This is a genomic window from Bradyrhizobium mercantei (genome assembly GCF_001982635.1).
Taxonomy (GTDB): Bacteria; Pseudomonadota; Alphaproteobacteria; order Rhizobiales; family Xanthobacteraceae; genus Bradyrhizobium; species Bradyrhizobium mercantei.
This window is the reverse complement of record NZ_MKFI01000008.1, coordinates 138455-160790: the sequence shown is the minus strand read 5'-3', so window position 1 is coordinate 160790 and position 22336 is coordinate 138455. Positions and strand designations below refer to the sequence as shown.

Sequence of the window (22336 nt, the reverse complement as noted above, 5' to 3'; positions counted from 1 at the left end):
CCTCGATCGATCTTGCCGCACGCGATCCACAACAGTTTTTCGTGCAAACGACTCAGCGAAGGTTTACACTCCATCTCACGGCAGAGTGGGGGCGTTCAGTCAACATATCTGTCCAGTCCAAAGCACGCAAAAAACAACATCACTCGGGAGATGCGCCATGGTCCGTCAGGACAAGGGCTATATGCCTCGCGAAAATCCCTGTGCGCAATGCGGCAAGCCGATCGCTCGCCCGGATTGGGTGGAGCACAGCGAGGGGCGCACGTCCTATCTGTGGAATTGCCGCGCCTGCAATTACCGCTTCGAGGCTATCGCGATCTATGAGGAAGCGGAGCTTATTACGCCGCTCGCCGCCTGACGCCGATCAGCTTCTCGTCGATCAAGTCAGATCCGCCTGATCAGGCCGCTGATTTGCGCAACGGCTGCTGCCGCGCCGGCAATTCGATCCGGACCACGAGCCCATGCGGCTTGCGATCGTGCAGCGACAGCGTGCCGGCATGCGCGAGCACGATGGCGTTGGCGATCGACAGGCCGAGGCCGAAGCCTTCGGCCTCGTCCATGTTGCGCGCCTGGTCGCCGCGCACGAACGGCTCCAGCACGCTGGCCTTGTGCGCGTCGGAAATGCCGGGGCCGTCGTCCTCGATGTCGACCACGAGGCGATCGGGCTTGACGTCGAGGCGGACGGTCACTTCGCCGCCGAAGCGGGCGGCATTATCGACCAGATTGGTGATGCAGCGATGCAGGTCGGCAGGCCGCGCGGTCGCCATCGCGTGCTGCGGGCCCTCGTAGTTGACCTTGTGCCCCATGTCGACGAACTGGTCGGTGACGAGGTGCAGCGTGCTCGCGATATCGACCAGCGTCATCTCCTCGAGCTTGCGGTCGTTGCGCAGGAACGACAGCACCGATTCCAGCATCGAGCGCATCTGGTCGAGGTCGCGCAGCATGCGGTGACGATTGGTCTCGTCCTCGATGAATTCGGCGCGTAGCCGCATCCGCGTGATCGGTGTGCGCAGATCGTGGCTGATCGCAGCGAGCATCTTGGTGCGATCGTCGATCAATGCGGTGATGCGCTCGCGCATCCGGTTGAGCGCCTTGGCCAGCGAGCGGATCTCCTCGGGGCCGCGCTCGGGTAGCGGGGCTGCGGCGCCGTTCAGGCTGAAGGTCTCGGCGGCCTTGACGAAGGACGACAGCGGCGCCGTCAGCGCCCATGCCGCCCACAGGCCGAGCAGGGTGACGCTGATGACGGCGAACAGCACCGTCATCATCCACGGCCCACCCCAGAACGGCCGCATGTGCTGATCCGGCATCAGGTTGGCGGCGAACATCGCGCCGTCGGGCAGCCGGATCGCGACACGGCGGATCTCGTTGTCACGCGGCGTCGTGCCCGCCTCGCGCGGCAGGGAATAGACGTGATAGCCGGCGCCGAGCCGGCGCAGCGCATGCAGGCTCGGCGGGTCGGTCTCGGTGAGCGCGCCGGCATCGGAGTTGAAGTCGCCGATCGCAAGCTGCGGGAAGGCGCGGGCGATGTCGGCCTGGAGCCGCGGCCGCTCCGATGCCGGGGTATGCCCGAGCAGCTGTGCCGTGGCGGCGAGCTGGGTGTGCCAGCGATCCGAAGGCTCGAGCCTGTCAGGGCGATGGATCAGGAAGGTGGCGGTGATGATCAGGTGCAGCGCGATGATCGAGACGACGACCAGCGCCGCCATCTGGGCGCCGATCCCCCGCAGACTCAGCACGCGCAGCAGCTTCATCGTCAGTTGCTCGTGGCGGCAACCGCCTCCACCCTCGGAGTGAACACATAGCCGCCGGAACGCACCGTCTTGATCATGGTGGCTTCCTGCGGGTCGGGCTCGATCTTGCGTCGGATACGGCTGACCAGCACGTCGATCGACCGCTCGAACGAGCCGGCGCTGCGGCCCTGCGTCAGGTCGAGCAGGCTGTCGCGCGACAGCACGCGGCCGGGCCGCTCGCAGAAGGTGCGCAGCAGGTCGAACTCGGCGCTGGTCATGGCGACGCGCGCGCCCTCCGGGTTACGCAGCTCGCGCAGGCGGATGTCGATGCGCCAGCCGAGGAAGGTCAGCGTGGTCGCGCCCTCGATCGCGCTGGCGTTGCGCGCGGCCGCCTGCCGGCGCAGCACCGCGTTGATCCGCGCCAGCAGCTCGCGCGGGTTGAACGGCTTTGCCAGGTAATCGTCGGCGCCCATCTCGAGGCCGAGGATGCGGTCGACGTCCTCGCCGCGCGCGGTGAGCATGATGATCGGCGTCTGCGACTCCGCGCGCACCTTGCGGCACAGGCTGAGGCCGTCCTCGCCGGGCAGCATGACGTCGAGCACCAGGAGGTCGACGCGGTGGTCGGTCATGGCCTTCGCCATCTCGCGGCCGTCGGAGGCGGTCGTGACATGGCAGGAATTGGTACGGAGATATTTTGCGATGAGGGACCGCGTCTCGCGGTCGTCCTCGACGACAAGGATATTGGGCGCAACCTGGGTCATACCGATCTTTTGTCCGTGATTCGGGGGAAGCGGCTGAGGAATTTTGTTTCAGTGTATTTCTGAAATCTTGCCCGGCAGAACGGGTTAACAGGTCGTCGCCGCCGAGAAAAGTTATCGTTCTGTCATCAAGCTAATGCGTTGAAATTCAGGCCGATCCCTCCCGGCCGGGGCGCCGGATCGCGACGGCGGGAAAGGGAAGGTTGGCTGTCATACCCGACCCGGGAACCGGTTTCCCCGGCGCCGCGTTGTTTCCCTTTCACGCCAGGAGGGAGAGATGGCTGTCGACGTCAGGACCAGACCGCATCAGCTCATTGCGAGCGACCGGGTCGAGGGGACGGCGGTGCGCCGGCCCAATGGCGACATGATCGGCCACATCGAGCGGCTGATGATCGACAAGATCTCGGGCAAGGTGTCCTACGCGGTGCTGAGCTTCGGCGGCTTCCTCGGCATCGGGACCAATTTGATCCCGCTGCCGTGGGGCCGGCTGCACTACAATACGAAGTTCGAGGCCTATGAGCTCGACATCGAGGATGACGAGCTGAAGCGCGCGCCGTCGTTCCGCGCCGACAAGGATTTCGACTGGGGCGACCGCTCGCAGGAAGTCGAGCTGCATCGCTTCTACGGCGTGCCGCCCTATTGGGGCGGCTTCTGATCGCGCGGTGATGCGCGCGCACGATCGACGCGTATCGATCAATGATGTGGTCGCGGGGCGGGCGCCGGCCTGTGTAGCGCGGTTCGCCGGACGACTTAGTGAGCCAAACATCGTCACATCAGGGACTGCGCATCCGGCGCAGTCGTGAGGCTCAACCGCAACTTGCTTGAGAGGCGACGATCGCTTCCGTCAAGCATCGCAAACGTTCCCAGCGTCGGATAGTCCACACGCTCAGATTGCTGCATCGCGTGTTCGGCGCTGCCACAAACGAAGCGGCGTTTGATCGCAGTTCCGTTAGGAACGGTTGCGGAGATGACGGGTTCTCCATGCATCGATTTTGCGAAATGAGGAGAGCCATCATGTTGGTCAAATCCATCATCGCCGGCGCCGCCGGTACCGCGCTGCTTGCAACCGTCGCCTTTGCGCAGGCACCCGCCGACAAGGGTGACAAGATGTCTCCCGCGGCGTCGCCGGCTCCTGCGGCATCGACGTCCGCCACATCGCCGACCGAGTTCAAGGGCAACTGGCGCGCGTCGAAGGTCGTCGGCCTCAGCGTGTACAACGACAAGAACGAGAGCGTCGGCTCGATCAACGATCTGCTGATGGAGAAGGGCGGCACCATCAAGGCTGTCGTCATCGGTGTCGGCGGCTTCCTTGGCGTCGGCGAGCATCTGGTCGCCGTGCCGCTCGACAAGGTGAAATTCTCGAGCGAGCCGATCGCCTATACCGGCGCCTCGAACACCGGCGCCGGCGCCAGCAGCACCAGCAAGACGACGACCACGGGCGCGGCGCCCGCGGCGACAACGTCAAAGCCCAATCCCTGGTATCCGGACCACGCCGTGTTCAACGCCACCAAGGATGAGCTGAAGGCGATGCCCGAATTCAAGTACTCGACCGACTAACGCGTATCGCATCCTGTGAAAGACGAACGCGCCCGGCAATGCCGGGCGCGTTTTGTTGTGCCTTGCATGAAACCCCCGGTTCGGCTGTCTTGCGAGACAACGCCACCGTTTCATACAGGACATTGCGCAAACCTCGGCCTGGTTCATACTGCCGCCAATCCCTTCCTCGAGGGGACCTCGACTTCACGATCCAATGGTCGAGGAACAATTGTCCGAAGCCTGCAAGAGGTGACGACCATGGACGTCGACAAGGCCACCGCGGTGATTTCCGCAGCCGGTATTGAGCTGACCGATCGGCGCCGGAACGGCACGGATGATGGCTGGTCCCTCAGTTTCTCCAATGGCGCCGTCCTGGAGATCAGGGACAATGGGGAAGTCTCCGCCTCCGGCAAGGGGGCCGAGGCGGTCACAAGCCTTCTCGGGTTGCCCAACAGATCTGCCTGAAGTGAGGCCACGACCCGGCGCAGGCGCCTGGCTCGGTGTGAGCCTTCACTTGGTGTGCTGATATCCGTCGGTCAATGTCCCGAGAAAGGAGACGACATCGTCGATCTCGGTCGCCGTCAGGGCTGGCGCGTCACCAGCCTTGCGGTCAAATGGCGGATCCAGGCAGACGTTGGCGCGTGGCCTGTCGGGCAGATCGTCATATTTGTCGATGCTACCGTCGGCCTTTCGCGGGTACCAAAGCTCGGGCCGGGTTTCCCGTTCGACATAGAACCGCACCGCGTCGCGCAGGGAATGCACCGCGCCGTTGTGAAAGAAGGTCTGGCGCAGCGCGATATTGCGGAGTGTCGGGGTACGGAAGAGGCCGCAATAGTCCTCGCGCTTCAGGAAATCCGTGCGCAGGGGTCCGCAGAGGCCGAGGTCGAAATAGGCTGGGTCCTTGTTGGCGGGAATGTCAGGATTGCGCGGCACCCCAAGTGCAATCAGCCCGTAATCGGTGAACTGGGGCGGGGTGCCATCATTGCCCCGGCGGCTGATATGGCAGGAGGCGCAATTGCCCTTGTTCGGTGCATTGAACAGGTCCAGCCCCCGCGTTTCCGCGGGCGTGAGTTCGGCCTTGCCGGCCAGCACGGCGTCATATTTGCTCGAATAGGGATAAAAGGTCCGGTAGTCCTGTTGGTACACTTCGAGCGCCTTGAGGGCCGTCTTGTAAACGGTGGCGGGATCGGCGGCTTTCTTGGGCCCGGTGATGGCAGCGATCTTCTTGCCGTGGCCTGCGGCAAGCACCTGTCGGGCCACGCTGGCCTCGTCCCGATTGCCCATCTCGAAATCCGAGAGCAGCGGAATCCTGGCCTGGTCGGCGCCACGGTCGACCCGCCCATCCCAGGTGAGGCCACCCGTCGGGCCGTTGTCGATGCTCTCGTCGGCCTCGTCCTCGGAGTCGTGGAAATGTTCCGTGAAGGGTGGCACCACCTGCAGATATTTCAGGGAGGGGACGGCACGCACCCCCGACTGGCGCAGGTCGCCACCTCCGAGTTGGACCGCCAGGGCATTGGCCGGGCCGAAACCGTGGGCCGGATCGTGGCAGGTTGAACAGGCAAGCTTGCCGGAAGGCGAGAGGGACGGATCGAAAAACAGGGCCTGGCCGAGCGCGCTGAGCCGCTCGGCCAGCCGGCGCGCCTCGGCACGTGACATATCCTGCCTCGCCCGGCTGGAACAAACGGTCAAAGCCAGCAGGACGATCGCGGACGCAAAAGCCGAATGCTTAATCCGCATGTTGCGAGCCGGGCCTATGGTGGGACGTCGTCATGGCGATCCGAAGGTGCCTTTGCTAAACGTCTGGGCTATGAGGGAGACCTAACGGAACGGCAGCAGCAGTCCGGTGAGTGCAGGGGGCTCGAATGCGAACGAAATCGGCGATTGTCCTTTTTGCATCGGGTTTCTTCATCTGTGTGTGCGGTCCCGCGCCGGCAGCCGCTGATAGTCCAGGCCTCAGGAAGGATGCAGCCGGCGATCTGGCGCTGATCGAAACGGTCGTGGTCATCTATGCGGAGAACCGCAGCTTCGACAATCTCTATGGCAGCTTTCCGCGCGCCAATGGCGTGGCGAAGGCGCCCGCCTCGACGCAGCTCCAGCGCGATCGCGACGGCAAGCCGTTCCGTGAGTTGCCGCCGATCTGGGAAGGCTTGACCGCCAAGGGCGTCACGCCGCCGATCACCCAGGCCGAGACCGAGCATCTGCCTAATCGCCCTTTCTATGCCGACGACCCGAAGGGCTTCAGGCTCAGCTACGGCACCATCACGCGCGACCTCTGGCACCGCTTCTACCAGAACCAGATGCAGATCAACGGCGGGCGCAACGACAAATTCGTCGCCCATGCCGACTCGGGCGCCCTCGCGATGAGCCTCTGGGACGGATCGAAATTGGCGATGTGGAAGCTGGCCGAGAAATATGTGCTGGCCGACAATTTCTTCATGGGAGCCTTCGGCGGCTCCTTCCTCAACCATCAATGGCTGGTCTGCGCGTGCGTGCCCTACTATCCAAATGCCGACACCAACCCCGCCAAGCCGTCGATCTCCGTTGTCGAGCGCGACGGCGTGACGTTGAAGGAGGCCGCCAACTCACCGAAATCGGCTATGGACGGCATTCCGAAATATGCCGGCGACGGCAATCTCACGCCGGATTTCTACGCCGTGAACACCATGCAGCCGCCCTATCAGCCGAGCGGCAACGATCCCGCGAAGGATGGCGACAAGGCCTATGCAGATCCGAACAACGCGACGACGCTGCCGCCGCAGATCGAACCGACCATCGGAGATTTGCTCAGCCTCAAGCACGTGACATGGGCCTGGTATAGCGGGGCGTGGCAAGATGTGCTCGACCATGGCAACCGGTCGCCGGTGCCAAACTTCCAGTATCACCACCAGCCTCTCAACTACTATGCCAGCTTCGCCCCGGGCACCGCAGCCCGCGCCGAGCATCTGCGCGACGGCGGCCTGACCGGCAAGGAGTTCATCAAAGCGATCGATGACGGCAAGCTGCCGCAGGTTTCCTTCTACAAGCCGCAGGGCGACCTCAACGAGCATTCGGGCTATGCCGATATCCAGGCCGGCGATAACCATATCGCCGATGTGGTCGCGCATCTCGAGAAGAGCCCGCAATGGCCGCATATGCTGGTCGTCATCACCCATGACGAGAATGGCGGCCTGTGGGATCACGTGGCGCCTCCCAAGGGCGACCGTTGGGGCCCTGGCTCACGCATTCCGGCCATCATCGTCTCTCCCTATGCACGCCGCGGCTATGTTGATCATACGCCGATGGACACGACCTCGATCCTGCGCTTCATCACGCGTCGGTTCGCGCTGCCGACGCTGCACGGCATCACCGTGCGCGATGCTGCGATCGCCGCTCACGGTCAGAAGCCGCTCGGCGACTTGACCAGCGCGCTGGTGCTCAAGGGGCAGTGAGGGGGCTGTGCATCTGAACTATGCCCTTCGCGTTGCCGGCGTCACCAGCCGAGTTCGCGCAGGTAGGCGGCGCGGGCGGCAACGCCGGTGTGGGTGAAATCGGTGAAGACGCCGTCCACGCCGAGACGGAAGAACTTCAGATACTCTTGGGCCGGGTCGCCGCGATAGTCGGCGGCCAGGTATTTCTTCTCGTTCCGGAACGTGAAGATGTGCACGAACAGGCCGAGCTTGTGGGCATCGGCAATGACGCTGGTTGCGTCCTGCGTCGAGGCCTCCGCCGTCGATCCCTTGTAGGGCTTGCCGTCGGCGCCGGCGTCCTTCCAGGGCGAGACCTTGTACGGCACGATATAGGCCTTCCACGGACCGATGCCGTCGGCATAGGTCTTGATCTCTGCGAGCCCCTCGGGCGTCAGCATCGCATCGAAGGTGCGGCCATCACCCGCAACCGTCCAGTCGTAGGGGCGGGAATTGGCGATGTTGTTGAGCAGCACCTTGCCGGTCTTGAAGTCGACGCCGTTGCCGTCGATGAGCTGGACCTGCCGGGTCTCCAGCCCATGGCCGCGCATGTATTTCAGGCTGCCGGGCTCGAAGCTCTGGACGATGATCGGCGCCTCCTTCGTGTTGAGGCCGTTCTCCTTGATGATCTTGATCAGGGCATCCTCGAGCGGGCGGCTGCCGGGCGCGCCGCAGCCATTGGCGATCGCCTGGGCATTGTTCCAGGTCGGATTCTTGGTTTCCGGATAGACCGAGATCGTGCGCCCCGTCGCCTTGCTCTTGGCCTTGGCGATGTCGATGATGTCCTGGAAGCTGATGATCGGAAACTTGCCGTTGAACAGCTTTGGCCGTTCGTTGGCCGCATCATAGGTGGTGCCGGCGATCCACTGCCTCAGCTCGGCCATGGTGAAATCGGTGATCGACCAGTCGTTGGTGTGGTCGTCGCCGTCGACGATCAGCGCTTTCAGCACCGATTTGGGATCGGCCGGATCGATCAGATCGGCGGGATATTCAGCGGGCCCGCTGGTCGGGGTCTGCGCCCATTTCACCTTGACCGGGACGCCCGGCGCCGTGCGCTTGCGGGCCGCGACTTCCGCGTTGGCCTTCGCCACTTCGGCGACGTTGGTGTTGTCGCCGAGCCACGGATTGTGCCGCGCCACCAGCACGCAATCCTTGGTCAGATGCAGGTCCTCTTCGAGCGAGTCCGTGCCGAGGTCGGCGGCGAGCTCGTACGATGCCTCGGTCTCCTCGGGCACCAGGCCCGGCACGCCGCGATGGCCGATCACGAGCGGCTGCTTGCCGTCGACGGTCAGGAAGGGTTTTGCACCTGATGGCGCCGGGCCTGATTGCGCCGACGCCAGCGACGGTGCGAGGACGACCAGGGCCGCCGCACCGAGCAGCATCGCTCCAACATGTAGTTTCCGTCGTGAACGATTCTGCTTCACGGCCAAGGCTCCATTTTTGTGCAGTCACGGGTCGAGTGCGCGGGCAGAGCCGGATCACGCCGGCCCCGCTGCCTTCTTAGTCTCAATCTCCTGACAGGGGGATGACTGCCGCGTGGTGTGCGCTTCAACGCTCGATCCGGACCGCCATGCCGGGTTCGAGACCTTCCGCGGCGCCGGCGGGATCGAGACGCAGGCGAAGCGTATTGCGGTCGTGATCGCCGATCACCCGCTCGGCCTGCCAGGTGGCGAACACCCCAAGCGGCCGCAGCTCGGTGACGAGCGCCTTGGTCGCGCCGCCGATGGCATTCCGCATCACGTTCACGGTGTTTCCGATCGCAAGACCGTTGAGATGGTCCTCGCGCACATTGAACGAGAGCCATTGCTTGCCGGCTGCCGCGACCGCCATGACCGGCTGACCCGCGCGAACGTTCTCGCCCACTTCCGCCGCGACGACACTGACCACGCCGTCGACCGGCGCATGCAGCACCATCTTGTCGAGACGGCGCTCGAGCACCGCGACGGTGGCCGCCGCGGCCTGCACCTGCGCGTCGGCGATGGCGCGCTCCTCCTTGGTCGGCCCCGCCACCGCGGCATCGTAATTCGCCTGGGCCGCGGCCACGCCGGCGCGCGCCGCGGCGACATCGTTCTGGGCCTGGTCGAGAGCCTGCTGGGTTTCGAAATTCTGTCCGGCCAGCGTGCTGATCCTGCCGAACTGGGTCTGCACGTATTCGAGGCGCGAATTGGCCTTGGAGATCGCCGCCTTCAGGGAATCGACCTGCTCGCGGCGAACGCCGGCATAGATATTGTTGCGGCTCGCCACCGCGGCGGCCAGCGCTGCCCGCGCCTGGTCGGCCTGCGCGGTCAGTTCGACTGCGGAGAGCCTGGCAACGACGTCGCCGGCGCGCACCTGGGCGCCTTTCCCGACTGCGATCGACACCAGCTGGCCGTTGACCTCCGGCTCGATCCTGACCTCGGTCGAGCGGACGACGCCGACGATTGCGGGCGCCGGCGTCGCGCGGCTCCCGGCATAGATCAGCGCGCCCGCGACGAGCACCAGCGGGATCGCGATCATGGCGACGCGGCTAGCGTTGGGCATGCTGCGCTCCTCTCCTGAACACCAGCGCGGAGATCACGGCGAGCACGAAATAGCCGAGCGCAAGACACCACAGCCAGAGCCAGTCGTGTCCGACCTCCCAAATGCTTGCGCCGAGCTGGTTGATGCGTACGAGGCCGTCGATCGCGGAGTCGGCCGGGAACAGCCGCCCCAGTGCCTTGGCCGCGTCGGGAATGGCCTCGCGCGGCCACGCGAAGCCGGCGGTGAAGAATTGCGGCAGGCTGGTTGCCAGCAGCAGGATGGTGGCGTTCTCCGGCCGCGTGAACCAGGCGCCGATCGCCTGTCCGAGGAAGCTCGTCGCCAGGATGAAGACGGTCGCGAGTGCGAACAGTTGCGGCAAATGCCCAAGCGCGGAAAAACCATACAGCCGCGGCAGCACGATCAGATAGAGCGCGAGCGCCGGCAAATAGATGGTCAGATGGGCGATGCCGCGCCCGAACACGCCTGACAACGCGCCGCCGGCGCCTGCCAGCGCCGTGCCGGTCAGCATCGCCGCGCCGATCAGCAGTGTCTGCTGCAGGATCAAGATGAAGGCGGCCGGGACGATGTAGCTCGCATAGCCGCCGACCGGATTGAAGATCGGTTGCAGCAGAACGTTGCCCGGGCTGAGGCTCGCCAGCTTCGCCTTGACGAGACTTCCTTCGGAACGCCCACCCCGCGAGGCCAGCTCCGATGTCAGGGTACCGATCGCGGTGGCGACGCTGCTTGCGGTCGATCTGAACACGAACAGATAGGTGGCGTCGGCGTAGACCGGGATGTGGGCGGTGATGCCCTTCAGCACGTCGCGCTCGGTGCCGGACGGAATCTGGACCGCGGCAAACGCGTCGCCGCGATCGATCGCGGTGCGCGCCTCGGCCAGCGTGCGGGCGCGCACCGTCACGCTCAGCGTGCCGCTCGCATCGAGCGTCTCGACGATCTGGCGGGAGAGTTCGCTCAGATCATTGTCGACGACCGCAATCGGCAGCTTGCGGAGGATCTGGTTCAGATAGGGTTGCGGATAATAGATGCCGTAGATCAGCGGAGCCAGGAACAGCAAGGTGAAGGCGCTGCGCGTTCCGAGCACACGTCGCCATTCCGCCAGGAAGGCGCCGCCGACGCCCGGCGGTGTGGCTTCATTCGCCGCCTCTTCGGCGGGCCGCGCCATCTCGAACCATCCCCTGCGCGTGAGGCTCGCCATGCGCAGCCATGCGAGGCCGGCGAACAGCAATGTGAGGCCCGCGAGTGCCGCAAAGGGAGGCGCGGATTCCGCGACCGGCAAGCCGCGCGCTGCCTGTCCCATCAGGACCGCCATGTACCAGCGCAGCGGCAGGATCGCGCTCCAGACCTGCGCAAACGTGTTCATGCCGATGGTCGGAAAGCCGACGCCCGCATAACCGAAGGCGGGGGAGGCGATCAGGCCGGCGAGTCCCAACCCGGTCGCGAGGTCGCCGACCAGAAGCTGCAACAGCGCGCCGATCGACAAATAGGCAATGATCAGGAGCGCGCCGGCGGCGATCATCAGCAGCGCATCACCCCTGAAGGGGATCTGCAGCACACCTTCCAGCGCAAGCGTCACCGCCAGCATGATCACCACGAAGATGCAGAACAGCGGCGCCAGCTTGCCGGCCAGCGCGGCGACCGGATCGCCGCCGGCGCTTGCGAGCCACTCCCTTGCGTTGCGGCGGCGGAATTCGGAGCCGACCGAATAGCCTGCGGCGAGCGTGATCACGACATGGATGATGGTCGGCAGCAGCGCGCGCAACAGGAATTGCGCGTAGTTCTTCTGCGGATTGACCAGCGCGATGGTCTCCGCGCTCAGCGTGCCGATCGAGGCCGGCGCCGGCGCGGCGCGCCTGGCCGGCGCGGCCGCGTTCGCCGCGGCGGTCAGCGCATCGCTCAAGCCCGAGGACGCGATCCCGGCCGCCGTCAGGAATTGCTGGTTGTAGAAGCCGACCACCTGCGGACGGCGATCGGCCTTCAGGTCGCGTTCGAAATTCGGCGGGATGAAGATCGCCGAAATCGCCTTGCCGGACCGGATGTCCTGCACGGCGGTCGACAGCGACCCGGAGTCGTCGACGATGCGCAGGCTCGGCGATGCCGCCACGAGCTGGGTCAGCGCGCGCGAGGCATCCGACCTGTCGGCATCGACGATCGTGACGCCGAGCCCGCGGATCACCGGCTGGCTGAACACCGTGGTGAGCACCACGAACGCAAACAGCGGCACGCCGAAGATCAGGAGCAACGCGACGCGATCGCGCAGCAGCCAGCGGCACTCGCGCTGTGCGACCCGCCAGAATCCCGGCTTCGCTGCCAGTCTCATTGCCGCGACTTCCAGTCGAGATAGGCGCTCATGCCCGGTCGCAGCTCGGGCACCGGCTGAACCGGATAGGCGCGGATCGAGAATGTCCGCAAGTCGAAATCGCCGGTGGCGCGCGTGGCCCGCCAGCTCGCATATTCGCCCTTGGTTGCGATCAGCTTGACCTCGACCGTGACGTGGCGATCATCGAGCGCGGGAATGCGGACGTCGAACTTGTCGCCGACCTTCAGGCCCTTGACCAGATCCTCGCGCAGATCGAAGTGGATCCACAGATCGGCGAGATCGATCAACGTCACCAGCGGCACGCCCGGCGATACATATTCGCCCGGCTCGACGTTGCGCTGATAGACCTGCGCCGCGACCGGCGCGTAGACCGCGAGCTGATCGACGACCGATTGGACGCTTTGAATGTCTGCCTCGGCCTTCTCGACATTCGCCTTCGCGATCGCGCGCTCCTCCTTGGTGTAGCCGTTGACCGCCTGCTCATAGGCCGATTTGGCCTGATCGAGGCCGCGCTCGGCCTCATGCAGGGCGTCGGTGCTCTGGTCGAGGCGGGCCTGTGGCGCGTTGCCTTGCTCGGTCAATGTCTTGGTGCGATCGAACGTCTTCTGCGCCAGCACCTGCGCCGCCTCGGCACGCTCCATTTCCGCCTTCCGCGCGGCAATGGTTTCGACCCGTGTCCCGACCAGCACATTGGCGAGCTGTGCATCGGCGACCGCCTTCGCGGCGCGCATCTGGTCCTGCTTGGCAAGCGTTTCCGGGTTGTCGATGCGCACCAGGACGGCGCCCGCCGTCACGTTCTGTCCGCGCTCGACCGGGATGTCCTTGACCCGTCCGTCGACGCGCGCCGCGATATCGAGCCGCGTCGCATCGACCTCGCCCTGCACGAGCAGGGGCTCCGGCCGCAGCAGATAGTAGACGGACAACGCAATGATGATTGCCGCAACGATGCCGACAATGATCGCCGGTGTGCGTGTTGCGGCGTGCACATTCTCCTGGCGCGCTGCCTGTGTCGGTCGCGACGTGCTTTGGTTCTCGCTACCGGAAGGAGACACGTCCATAGCTGACCCCGCGTTGGCTCACGACCAGGATAGTCATCCACTATGGCGCGGATGTTAAATCCTGCCAACCTCGGCAGCCTGTCCGATCCAGCTCGAATTTGACCGCTTCGGAAGCGCGCGCATCCGGAGCCGGCGAGGCCGCCTCATTTCAATGTTTCGCATCGACCGGCCGTTACGATCACCAGCGCGCCGGCTGACACGCCAGCGGCGCTCCGCGAACAGAGCGGCCTTGCCGGCCGCGCATGGCCGCGCGGACCACACGGATATTTGAAGCCCCGCACTCGAATAAATCGCATCCGATTAAATCGGGATACTTGAAGACCGGCCGCGCCGCGCCTTTATCAAGCGCGAACGAATTAATCGTACGCGATATAAATCGCAGGAGCGTTACCATGACCACCAGGATGTCCCATTTCGCACGCCCGTTCAAAGCCATCGCGCTGGCCGCGGCGCTGTCCGCCATTGCCGCGACGGCGGCATCGGCCCAGGCCGCGATCTCCGAGCCGGCCGCCTACCAGGCGCTCTATCCCTATCGCGACGTGCTCAACAACGGCGCGCCGACGCCGGCGGCCAGGCTCGTGCTGGAACCGCCCGCGGTGCTGCAGGCGCTCCAGGCGCAGGAGAGCGGCATCGGCACCGTTCACGTGGCGCGCCACCGCGCGCATCGCGCCGGCCGTTGAAGCTCGCGCGCCTGTGATTGAATGATCATTATCATGCTATTGACCGCAGGCGCGCCTCGACTACGTCGAAAGACAGTGACTTCCCCGACGACGGAGACGTACCATGACCAAGCAGATCGACGACCTCTCGAGGTACTATCGCTATGAGCTCGTGCACGGCGACCATGCCGATTTCATCGCCTATCAACGCAATCTCGGCGATGGCGTCTGGCAGACCTATGCGACCTGGATGATCCCGGGCGCGAACGGCGACTAGAGCAGATCCGGAAAACCGTGAAGCTGTTTTCCGAAAAGATCACGCTCGGACAGACAGCTGGCGCGCGATGACGATTCGAAGTGAACTCATCATCGCGCTCCGGCGCCGGCGGACAAGGAAAGCCGTCGACGACATGCATGCCCGATGACGGGCTTGAAATGCCCGCCCTTCGCAGATCGCAGCCGATTGGTGCGGCGCATCCTATCGGGAGGGAAATCCCGATGTTAGGCTGATCGCGGCGGGCGCGCTTGCGGCCCGCCTTGCAACATCGGGAGGACGACATGGCTGAGAGCGTCTACAAGGTGATCGAGCTGATCGGTACCAGCAAGGACTCCTGGGAAAAGGCGGCCGCAGCGGCGGTCAGCAGGGCCGGAGAGTCCCTGCGCGATTTGCGTGTTGCCGAGGTTGTTGAACTCGATCTGCAACTGGACGCCGCCGGCAAGGTCGAAGCCTACCGTGCCAAGCTGAAGGTCTCGTTCAAGTTCGAAGGTTCGTAGGCACAGGCGCGCTTCACGCGTTCGCGCAGAGCACACCACGCGACGACGCAACACGTCAGCCCTCTCCCGCAAGCGGGAGAGGGAACGCAGTCTCTTTGGCTGCAGCCAACGGAATCTCTACCCGCGTCAGTTCGACTTCACCAGCGGGCAGCCGCCCTTGTCGAGCGGGCGGAAAGCCTCGTCGCCGGGCACGGTGGCGATCAGATTGTAGAGGTCCCACTCGTTCTTGGATTGCTCGGGCTTCTTGGTCTCGAACAGGTACATGTCGTGCACCATGCGGCCGTCGATCCGGATATGGCCGTTCTTGGCGAAGAAGTCGTTGACCGGCGTCTTGCGCATCTGCTCCATCACCTTCGGCGCCTCGTCGGTGCCGATGGCCTCGATCGCCTTCAGGTAATGCATGGTCGCCGAATAGAGGCCGGCCTGGATCATGGTCGGCATGTGGCCGACCTTCTCGTTGAAGCGCTTCGAGAAGGCGCGGGTCTCGTCGTTCATGTCCCAGTAGAAGGCGTCGGTGACGATCAGGCCCTGCGTCGCCTTCAGGCCGAGGGCATGGGTGTCGGTGATTTCCATCAGCAGCGCGATCAGCTTCTGGCCGCCCTGGGTGAGGCCGAATTCGGCGGCCTGCTTCAGCGCGGTGGTGGTGTCGCCGCCGGCATTGGCCAGCGCCACGACCTTCGCCTTGGAGGCCTGCGCCTGCAGCAGGAAGGACGAGAAGTCCGACGAGTTGAGCGGGTGACGGACTTCGCCCAGCACCTTGCCGCCGCTTTCCTTGACGACGTTGGCGGCATCGCGCTGCAGCGCCATGCCGAAGGCGTAGTCGGCGGTGACGAAGAACCAGGTGTCCTCACCGCGCTTGACCATCGCCTTGCCGGCGACGTTCGACAGCGCATAGGTATCGTAGGTCCAGTGCACCGTGTTCGGCGAGCAGGCGGTGCCGGTGATGTCGGAGGAGCCGCCGCCGGAATTGATGTGGATCTTGTTCTTCTCGCGCGTCAATGCGGAGATCGGCAATGCGACCGACGAGGTCGGCACGTCGAGGATCGCGTCGACCTTGTCGTTGTCGTACCAGTTGCGCGCGATGCTGACGCCGACGTCGGGCTTGTTCTGGTGATCGGCCACGACGACCTGGATCGGCTTGCCCTTCACCTTGCCGCCGTAATCGGCGACCGCCATCTCGACGGCGGCGACCGACCCCTTGCCGGTGGCGTCCGCATAGAGGCTCGACATGTCGGTGAGCACGCCGAGCTTGACGACATCGTCGGAGATCTGGGCGTTCGCCGCGGTACCGGAGGCCGCGAGCGCGAGGCCGGCCGCCGCTGCGGCCAAGAGCGATTTCATCGTATATCTCTCCCTGACTTTTCGTTGGTTGCTTCCACGGGGCACCTTCTATCCGGTGCGGCAAGCTGTCGCAAAGACGACTTTTTGGGCATGCCTGGAGGGGCGCGGCGGCGCGGACGGGAACGCCTCGATCGAGCGGTGCGCGCCGCGATCTCCCGGCTAACGACTGCAAAGCCGGTAATCCGGAACGGAGCGCCCGGCCCGGCACTCGACTTCGGTTGCGGATCGGTTATAAATCTCTGGTTATCGTGTGGATTATATTCACTCTGAAATAGTATTTTTGCCGTCGCCATCATGGCGATCGGCCGGCACAGGCGAAAGCTTCGATTTCTGATCTTCAGTTCGTCGTTCCGACCGCGCCAATGCCGATCAAACGTCGTCTGGATAGGAGTAGCCAATGCTGATGCGCTTGTTGATCATCATGTTCGCGTTGGGAGCACTTGACGTCGGGGCAGGGGCTGCGGACCGCTGCGATCTGCCTGCCGCCACACTGGCTGGATTCGACGATGGCGCGCTGCTGGCACAGAACGACGCGGGCGACTGGCTTCTGTTCACCGGGTTCGAGAACCTCAAGAAGCCGACGCCCTTTTCGTTTGCGTTCGTCGTGAAGGACGGGATGGAGCGGGCGGGAGTGGTGGTCGTCAAGACCGCGCGCTGGGGATCGCGGCAGAGTGCCTCGCGATCCGGCCTGGTGAAGCTGGCGCGCGAAAATTCGTACCCCGATCGGCAGTGCTCGAGCCCCCCATTCAAATCAAGGAGCGTGACGGCGCGCGCCTATGAGGACTATCATGGCAGAGGATTCCTCGAATCGAGGGCGCTGGATTCAAGTCCCGATCCCGCCTCGCCCGAGACCAGCCGGCAGGTCATCGAGAGCTTTCATTCGAAATATCCGGGGGGAGGGAGCTGCCGTTCGAGCGACAGCACGGACTATGCCGGGTTCGAATATCGCAACAATCGCTCGCAATTTTCCTACGACATGACCGTGGTCGACAACGGCTGGAGCTACGCCACCGTCAATATCGCCCGCAGTTTGATCCCCGAGGCGCTGGCCGCGCCGTCCCGGCTGCAGCAGCAGCGCACAGAAATCTTCCACTACAAGGTGGCCCCAAACCGCCCGACATGCATCATGTTCAGCTTGGATTCGGCCGCGGCCGATCAGGTCCTCCGCGTCAACGACATCGAGAACAGGACGACGCTTTGGCGCGCCGGAGAAAAGAGGTGGCAACCGCTTGAGGTCAGATGACGGATAGCGAGTCCGGGCAAGACCCGAGAAGTGAGACCGGGCAAGCCGCACGCAGGCGCGGGGCGTCGGCCGGCTGGCTCGCCGTCATTGCCGCCGGGTGCACGCTGTTCCTGTTTGCCCGCGCGGTTCGCTGGACCGAGGGAGTGACGATCGACGATTCGATGACGCTGCTGCTGGGCGTCCTGCCGTTCGTGTTTTTCTACTTCTTCGGTTCGGTGGCGGGGCGTGACCGCGACAGCCTGTTTCCGATCTTCTCGCTGGCATGGATCATGACGCTGACCGTGTTCCTGGTGGTGAGGTTGACCCCGTTGGCCTACACGATGGATGCGTCGCTCCGTCTGGTCACGGCTCGCCCCGAGCTGGGGCGGCTGATCAGCTCGATATGCTTCTCGCTGCTCGGCACGTGCATCGCGATCGTGTTCTACCGAACCCGGTTGTGGCGGGATCGCTCCGCGGCAATGGTGCATCTGGGCGCCATGTGGGCGTTCAATGCGCTCTATGTGTGGACCTTCGTCTACATCCTGCCGCCGGCTTGACGGTCAACGGGCTGCCTTGGCCGCGGCCTAAGGCGAAGGCTTGGTCGGCACGCTCAGCTGCATCGCCGCAAAAACCGTGTCCAGTAGTTTCTTGCCGTCCAGCTTGAAGTGGTCGATCATCGCGGAGGCGCACACATGGCCCAATTCGCGGTAGGCTTCGAACTGCGCCGCATCGAAGAACTGGTCCGCCGTCGGCTGGTTCGGAAACTCCGCATTTGCGGCCCGATAGCCGCGAACGGTAAATCCCAGTCCCTCCACCATGCTCGCCTTGATGTAGAGCAGCGCCGCGGACTTGCGGTCCGGTGCGGGGTATTGGACCTTGCAGCAGAAGAACGGCTGCTGCGCAAACTTTGCGCCGAGCGGATAGCCGTTGCGCTCCTTCGCATACAGGATATCTGCAGCGTTCCCGATCTCGATCTCGGTGCCGAAGTCCTCGCGAATCCGCTGGCAGGCGGACACAAGGGCCTTCATCGCGGTGGAGGGATCCTCCTCCGCATCGATGATGATCATCAGGTCGGCGCGCCTGCGGACGAGCTCATAAAGGCCCAGATTGTCGAAGTGCCCGCCGTCGGAAAGCTCGACGAAGCGGCTGGTTCGCCGATACCCCCAGCGAAATATGCCGTGGGTCAGCGCCGGCCGGAAATGATTGGGTCGACCGGGGCGTCCGCTCGGCGAGCCGATCCAGATACCCAGCCTCATGTTCAGCATCATCATCAGCGCGGAGACGATCCGGTCCCGTGTGATGCCTGAGCCGATATAGGCCGCATTGGCGTTCGCGGCTGCCCCGGACCCGGCCATTGCCGATGCCAGGGTCAAGGGGCCATGCTGCTTGATGTGATCGGATGTGGTCTGCCAGCCGGTGGCGGAGGATCCCACCAGCAATGGGCTCAGGATGAAATTGTCGCCGCCGCGAATCTGGAATTTGAGCTCGGGGTCGTTGACCAGAATGACATTGGCATTGATCAGCGGATAGGGCCGCAGCGGCTTCGATTTTGCTTCCGTCGGGTCCGGCCAGATTTCCGACAGGGTGGTGCCTTCGGCATCCGTGAACAGCGACCGTTTGCCCTTGTCGTCATAGGTCGGCATGAACGCCTCCATCAGCCGGTCGCGATAGAAGCGATGCAGTCCAAGATGGTTCAGGTTGGAGAACCAGCCAAACACGAGCGCAAAGACGATCGAGCCGCAGACGACGACCAGCGCCTGGTAATACCAGTGAACGAGGGTCGGAAACGGACGAACGATCAGTGAAAGGGTGAACGTGTCGGCTGTGAGGAAATCCGCGACGATATAGGCGATGATCGCGAGCAGATAGAGAAAGGCGCCGGCGGCCGCGGCGGCGAGCCAGCGGCCGATCGGGCTGTCCAGCGCGCGTTGCGCCTGCACCAGGTGACCGTAAAGACCGGAGACGACGCCGCTCAGCACGGTGGCGGTCGCGGCAAGGGTCGTCGTCTTCTGATATTCGGCTCCCGCGGCGACGATGGCTCCGGCCACGAACGGAATGGATCCGATCAGGGCGGCGGTCGCGGAGAGGATCAGCGCGCTGCCGGCGTGGCTATCGAAGGACCTCCTCAGCAGGTAGTTCAGCCCGACCGGCAGTTTGCCGAGCAACTGCAGCAGCGTGATGAAGATCGTTGCCGCTGCAAGCAGTCCGACCAGGAAGACGGCGAGGTTCGAGAATACGGATTCGACCAGGCCTGCGTAGTCGGGAACGACCTTGGAATATTGACGACCGAAAAGTGCGATCCCAAACAGGACGACGCTGACAAGCGCACAGGTCACACCGCGCCTCAATCGTTCCTTCGCGTTGTCGCGGGTTTCAGGCGGGATGAGGATCGAGGTCCAGGCCAGCAGCACCCCGAATATCAGCAGAAGGCCGACCATCAGCGCGGCGAGGTACAGAAACACCATGAATGCCCGTGGATAGGCGATGTAGCCAAAATCGGCATTCCACGGAATGATCGGGTATGTGCCGGACACGACGAGCTTGGGCAGTCCGACAAGCGCGATCAGCGTGAGCACGAGAAGCGGAAACCAGACCGCCATGTTGAGAAATATCGTTCGCAATACGACGGCGATCCCGGACCAGAACGTGATGCCGTCGCCCGGCGTGAGGTAGCTGCCATGGTTGCGCAGGGACCGGAGGCGCCAGCTGTCGCTCCGCAGTTCGACGCCATAGGGAAACGCCGTGCCGGCGTTGGTCTTTCCATCGCGATGCCACCACCACTGCAGCGATGAACCGGTGTAACCGCCGCCGGATACGGTGGACAGATAATCTGCTTGCTCCAGCAGCCCCGCGCCGGCGAGCCGCTGAAGCGCCCCCAGACAGAACGTTGCCGACCTGATGCCTCCACCCGAACAGCCTATGCCGATCCATGACTCGATTTTCTTTTTGCGGCTGGCTCTGAGGCTGCAGCGCTCGATCTCGAGTGCCTCCGCCTCGGTGAGAGTGCCCGCGGGCACATTGAGCTTCACGGGCTCCGAGCTATCCGTTCGGGTGGCTCTGAGGTTGCGGCGCTCGATCTCGAGTGCCTCCGCCTCGGTCAGAGTGCCTGCGGGCACGTTGAGCTTTGCGGGCTCCGAGCTATCCGCGTGACCTTGGGCCGGATTCGGGCCCGCACCTGGAATTGCAGATTGCATGGCGATGCCACCCCGAAAATATCACGTCGCTCAAAATCGGTCGTAGTGAAACAATCGTCAATTTTAGATTGTATTTGCTGCCGCGCAAGGGTTTGTTACCAGAGGCTCGTCACAGCGCCGGCAATGCCGTCACGGCGGCCTTGATGGTGCCGTCGGTTTCCACGATCACCCGCAGCGTCTTCGAATCGAACGCGATGTCGGCGAGGCGGATGCTGTTGACGTCGGCGTCGACGCGGATGCCTTCCTCGTTCTTCTGCAGGTCGGCGATCGCGGCGGCGATCTTGCGCTGCGCGTTGGCCGCGAACGGCTTCAGGTCGACGACCAGGTGGTCGCTGAGGGCTTGCTGCATGTGCGGGATCGCGGCCCGCGCGGCGGCACCGAGCAGGCCGAACGCGGCTTCGGATTCGACCGCGAGCTCGACGTCGGCCAGCCGCAGCGTCTGCGCCTGCTGGTCGAGCCGCGGCCGGCCCCAGATGTGCACGGTCGCTTCGGCGCCCAAGCCGAAGAAGCTCTTCTTCTCCTTGGCGTGCACCAGCAGCGAGATCAAGAGCCGGTCGCCGGAGGCGGCGATGCTCGCGCTCTTGACGGTCACGTCGACCGGGCCGGAGCCGTCCTCAGGGAAGGTCTTGCCCTTCAGCTGCGCCTCGACGAGCTGCGTCAGCGTGGTGAAGGACATGTCGACCGGCAGGCCGATCGCGATCTGGCTCGACATCGGCGGCACGATCGAGAGCTTGTCGGGGAACGGGCAGTTCGGGGTGGTCTGCGCCTCGGTGATCCGCGTCTCGGCCTCGATTCCCATCGTCAGGATCACCGACGATCCATCGACCTTGGGCTGCGCTGCGATCGCGCGGATCGGCCGCAGCTCGAGCCACATCGGCGGCATCGACGAGGTGCCGCCGGTGCCCTGCAGCGGCATCGAGCGGCAGGCTTTGGCCCATTGTGCCCGGGCGTTGTTCTGGAACACCGGGTCGTTGCGCAACCGCGCCTCGACCGCGGAAATCTGGTCGGCGACCGCCTTGTCGATGACCGGCTTGACCTGGGCCGGCACGTTGATGCGGACGCCGGCCGCCGACAGGCTGGTGTCGCCGAGATTGACCTGCGCCTGCAGGTTCGGCTCGATCCGCCAGGACGCGCCGAGCTTGGGCCGCGCGGTCAGCGTGACGCTGCCCTTGATGTCGGCATTGGCGTTGATGTTCTTGATATTCACGGAGCCGATCTGCTTGGCGACATTGCCGCCGAGCAGGTTGCCAAGCGCGCTGGTGACGGCGCCGGTCGCCTTGTCCGACAGCGAGCCGGTGACCTTGAGCGTGCCGTTGATCGGGGTCGTCAGCGTCAGCACGTCCTGCGCGCCGGTGGCCGCGATCGGCCCGCGCGATGCGGTCCAGCCGATGTCGGCATTTTGCAGGATCTGCTGCACCGGATTGTCGGCCTTGCCGCCAAAGGTCTTCGGTGCGCCGCGTTCGGCGGCGTCACGGATCGCTGATAGCGCGACCGAGACCTGCGCCACGACCGTCGAGGAGCGCGGCGCCTGCGGCAGCGGCGGCAGCTCGGCGAGCTGCGGCTTCTGCAGCGTGACGCTCGGCGCGAGCCAGTCCATGGCTTTGAGGCTGATCACGAACGAGATCACCACCACAGTGAGCGCGAGCGCGATCGTCCTTGGATGCATCGGTAGACGCATCGTCCCCCCGGATGAAAATCAACTTGACGGGTTGTACAGGCCCCCCGACGAGGGCGCCAGTGTGGCGGGATCAAGCTGCTTCAGGGGCGGAAGCAGGCCGCACGTCCGGGGT

The 22336-nt window shown here is 64.5% G+C and carries 20 protein-coding genes; 10 read left to right on the top strand and 10 right to left on the bottom strand.

Annotated features, from left to right (window positions below; translation table 11 throughout):
- The first annotated feature begins 157 nt into the window (after positions 1-157).
- The gene (locus BI327_RS33580) at positions 158-355 is read left to right on the top strand and encodes a hypothetical protein (RefSeq protein ID WP_076865659.1); all 198 of its coding nucleotides are present in this window, start codon (positions 158-160) and stop codon (positions 353-355) included.
- 40 nt (positions 356-395) lie between these two features.
- Here the strand turns inward: BI327_RS33580 and BI327_RS33575 are convergent, their stop codons facing one another.
- Positions 396-1745 (bottom strand): ATP-binding protein, encoded by a 1350-nt coding sequence (locus BI327_RS33575; protein WP_076865658.1) that lies wholly within the window; start codon positions 1743-1745, stop codon positions 396-398.
- 2 nt (positions 1746-1747) lie between these two features.
- Positions 1748-2485 (bottom strand): response regulator, encoded by a 738-nt coding sequence (locus BI327_RS33570; protein ID WP_076865657.1) that lies wholly within the window; start codon positions 2483-2485, stop codon positions 1748-1750.
- Between the two features lie 274 nt (positions 2486-2759).
- On the opposite strand from BI327_RS33570, the gene BI327_RS33565 reads away from it, so the two are divergent.
- The 3 genes from BI327_RS33565 (at position 2760) to BI327_RS33550 (ending at position 4483) form a co-directional block, all read left to right on the top strand.
- The gene (locus tag BI327_RS33565; RefSeq protein WP_076865656.1) at positions 2760-3137 is read left to right on the top strand and encodes a PRC-barrel domain-containing protein; all 378 of its coding nucleotides are present in this window, start codon (positions 2760-2762) and stop codon (positions 3135-3137) included.
- A gap of 359 nt (positions 3138-3496) precedes the next feature.
- Positions 3497-4039, top strand: coding sequence for a PRC-barrel domain-containing protein (locus BI327_RS33555; RefSeq protein ID WP_076865654.1), 543 nt, complete (start codon positions 3497-3499; stop codon positions 4037-4039).
- Between the two features lie 237 nt (positions 4040-4276).
- Positions 4277-4483, top strand: coding sequence for a hypothetical protein (locus tag BI327_RS33550; RefSeq protein WP_076865653.1), 207 nt, complete (start codon positions 4277-4279; stop codon positions 4481-4483).
- Between the two features lie 45 nt (positions 4484-4528).
- Here the strand turns inward: BI327_RS33550 and BI327_RS33545 are convergent, their stop codons facing one another.
- Positions 4529-5674 carry a cytochrome-c peroxidase gene (locus BI327_RS33545; protein WP_245335009.1) on the bottom strand — a complete coding sequence of 382 codons (1146 nt, stop codon included), beginning with the start codon at positions 5672-5674 and terminating at the stop codon, positions 4529-4531.
- A gap of 206 nt (positions 5675-5880) precedes the next feature.
- Here BI327_RS33545 and BI327_RS33540 point away from each other — a divergent pair, with 206 nt between their 5' ends.
- Entirely contained in the window at positions 5881-7446 is a 1566-nt protein-coding gene (locus BI327_RS33540; RefSeq protein ID WP_076865651.1) for an acid phosphatase, read from the top strand.
- Positions 7447-7487: 41 nt separating this feature from the next.
- Here the strand turns inward: BI327_RS33540 and BI327_RS33535 are convergent, their stop codons facing one another.
- The 4 genes from BI327_RS33535 to BI327_RS33520 all read right to left on the bottom strand — a co-directional run bounded on the left by BI327_RS33535 (position 7488) and on the right by BI327_RS33520 (position 13284).
- On the bottom strand, positions 7488-8885 hold the full coding sequence (locus BI327_RS33535; RefSeq protein WP_245335008.1) for a glycerophosphodiester phosphodiesterase family protein: 1398 nt from the start codon (positions 8883-8885) through the stop codon (positions 7488-7490).
- Positions 8886-9009: 124 nt separating this feature from the next.
- Positions 9010-9981 (bottom strand): HlyD family secretion protein, encoded by a 972-nt coding sequence (locus BI327_RS33530; protein ID WP_076865649.1) that lies wholly within the window; start codon positions 9979-9981, stop codon positions 9010-9012.
- The gene (locus tag BI327_RS33525; protein ID WP_076865648.1) at positions 9968-12298 is read right to left on the bottom strand and encodes an ABC transporter permease; all 2331 of its coding nucleotides are present in this window, start codon (positions 12296-12298) and stop codon (positions 9968-9970) included. Before BI327_RS33525 ends, BI327_RS33530 begins: the two co-directional genes overlap by 14 nt.
- Positions 12295-13284, bottom strand: coding sequence for an HlyD family secretion protein (locus BI327_RS33520; protein ID WP_076865647.1), 990 nt, complete (start codon positions 13282-13284; stop codon positions 12295-12297). Before BI327_RS33520 ends, BI327_RS33525 begins: the two co-directional genes overlap by 4 nt.
- Positions 13285-13748: 464 nt before the next feature.
- Between BI327_RS33520 and BI327_RS33515 the strand changes: the two genes are divergently transcribed.
- The 3 genes from BI327_RS33515 to BI327_RS33510 all read left to right on the top strand — a co-directional run bounded on the left by BI327_RS33515 (position 13749) and on the right by BI327_RS33510 (position 14789).
- Complete coding sequence (locus BI327_RS33515) at positions 13749-14036, top strand: hypothetical protein (RefSeq protein ID WP_245335007.1); 288 nt, start codon at positions 13749-13751, stop codon at positions 14034-14036.
- A 103-nt stretch (positions 14037-14139) separates the two neighbouring features.
- On the top strand, positions 14140-14292 hold the full coding sequence (locus BI327_RS42825; RefSeq protein ID WP_089025671.1) for a hypothetical protein: 153 nt from the start codon (positions 14140-14142) through the stop codon (positions 14290-14292).
- Between the two features lie 281 nt (positions 14293-14573).
- Positions 14574-14789, top strand: coding sequence for a dodecin family protein (locus tag BI327_RS33510; RefSeq protein WP_076865646.1), 216 nt, complete (start codon positions 14574-14576; stop codon positions 14787-14789).
- Positions 14790-14915: 126 nt separating this feature from the next.
- Here the strand turns inward: BI327_RS33510 and BI327_RS33505 are convergent, their stop codons facing one another.
- Positions 14916-16130 (bottom strand): ABC transporter substrate-binding protein, encoded by a 1215-nt coding sequence (locus BI327_RS33505; RefSeq protein WP_076865645.1) that lies wholly within the window; start codon positions 16128-16130, stop codon positions 14916-14918.
- Positions 16131-16527: 397 nt separating this feature from the next.
- Between BI327_RS33505 and BI327_RS33500 the strand changes: the two genes are divergently transcribed.
- Positions 16528-17373, top strand: coding sequence for a hypothetical protein (locus BI327_RS33500; protein ID WP_076865644.1), 846 nt, complete (start codon positions 16528-16530; stop codon positions 17371-17373).
- Positions 17370-17909, top strand: a complete 540-nt coding sequence (locus tag BI327_RS33495) for a hypothetical protein (protein ID WP_076865643.1) — start codon at positions 17370-17372, stop codon at positions 17907-17909. Before BI327_RS33500 ends, BI327_RS33495 begins: the two co-directional genes overlap by 4 nt.
- 27 nt (positions 17910-17936) lie before the next feature.
- Here the strand turns inward: BI327_RS33495 and BI327_RS33490 are convergent, their stop codons facing one another.
- Together BI327_RS33490 and BI327_RS33485 are read right to left on the bottom strand one after the other, a co-directional pair.
- Positions 17937-20546, bottom strand: a complete 2610-nt coding sequence (locus BI327_RS33490) for a hypothetical protein (protein ID WP_076865642.1) — start codon at positions 20544-20546, stop codon at positions 17937-17939.
- A 109-nt stretch (positions 20547-20655) separates the two neighbouring features.
- Positions 20656-22224, bottom strand: coding sequence for a DUF4403 family protein (locus BI327_RS33485; protein ID WP_076865641.1), 1569 nt, complete (start codon positions 22222-22224; stop codon positions 20656-20658).
- Between the last annotated feature and the right edge of the window lie 112 nt (positions 22225-22336).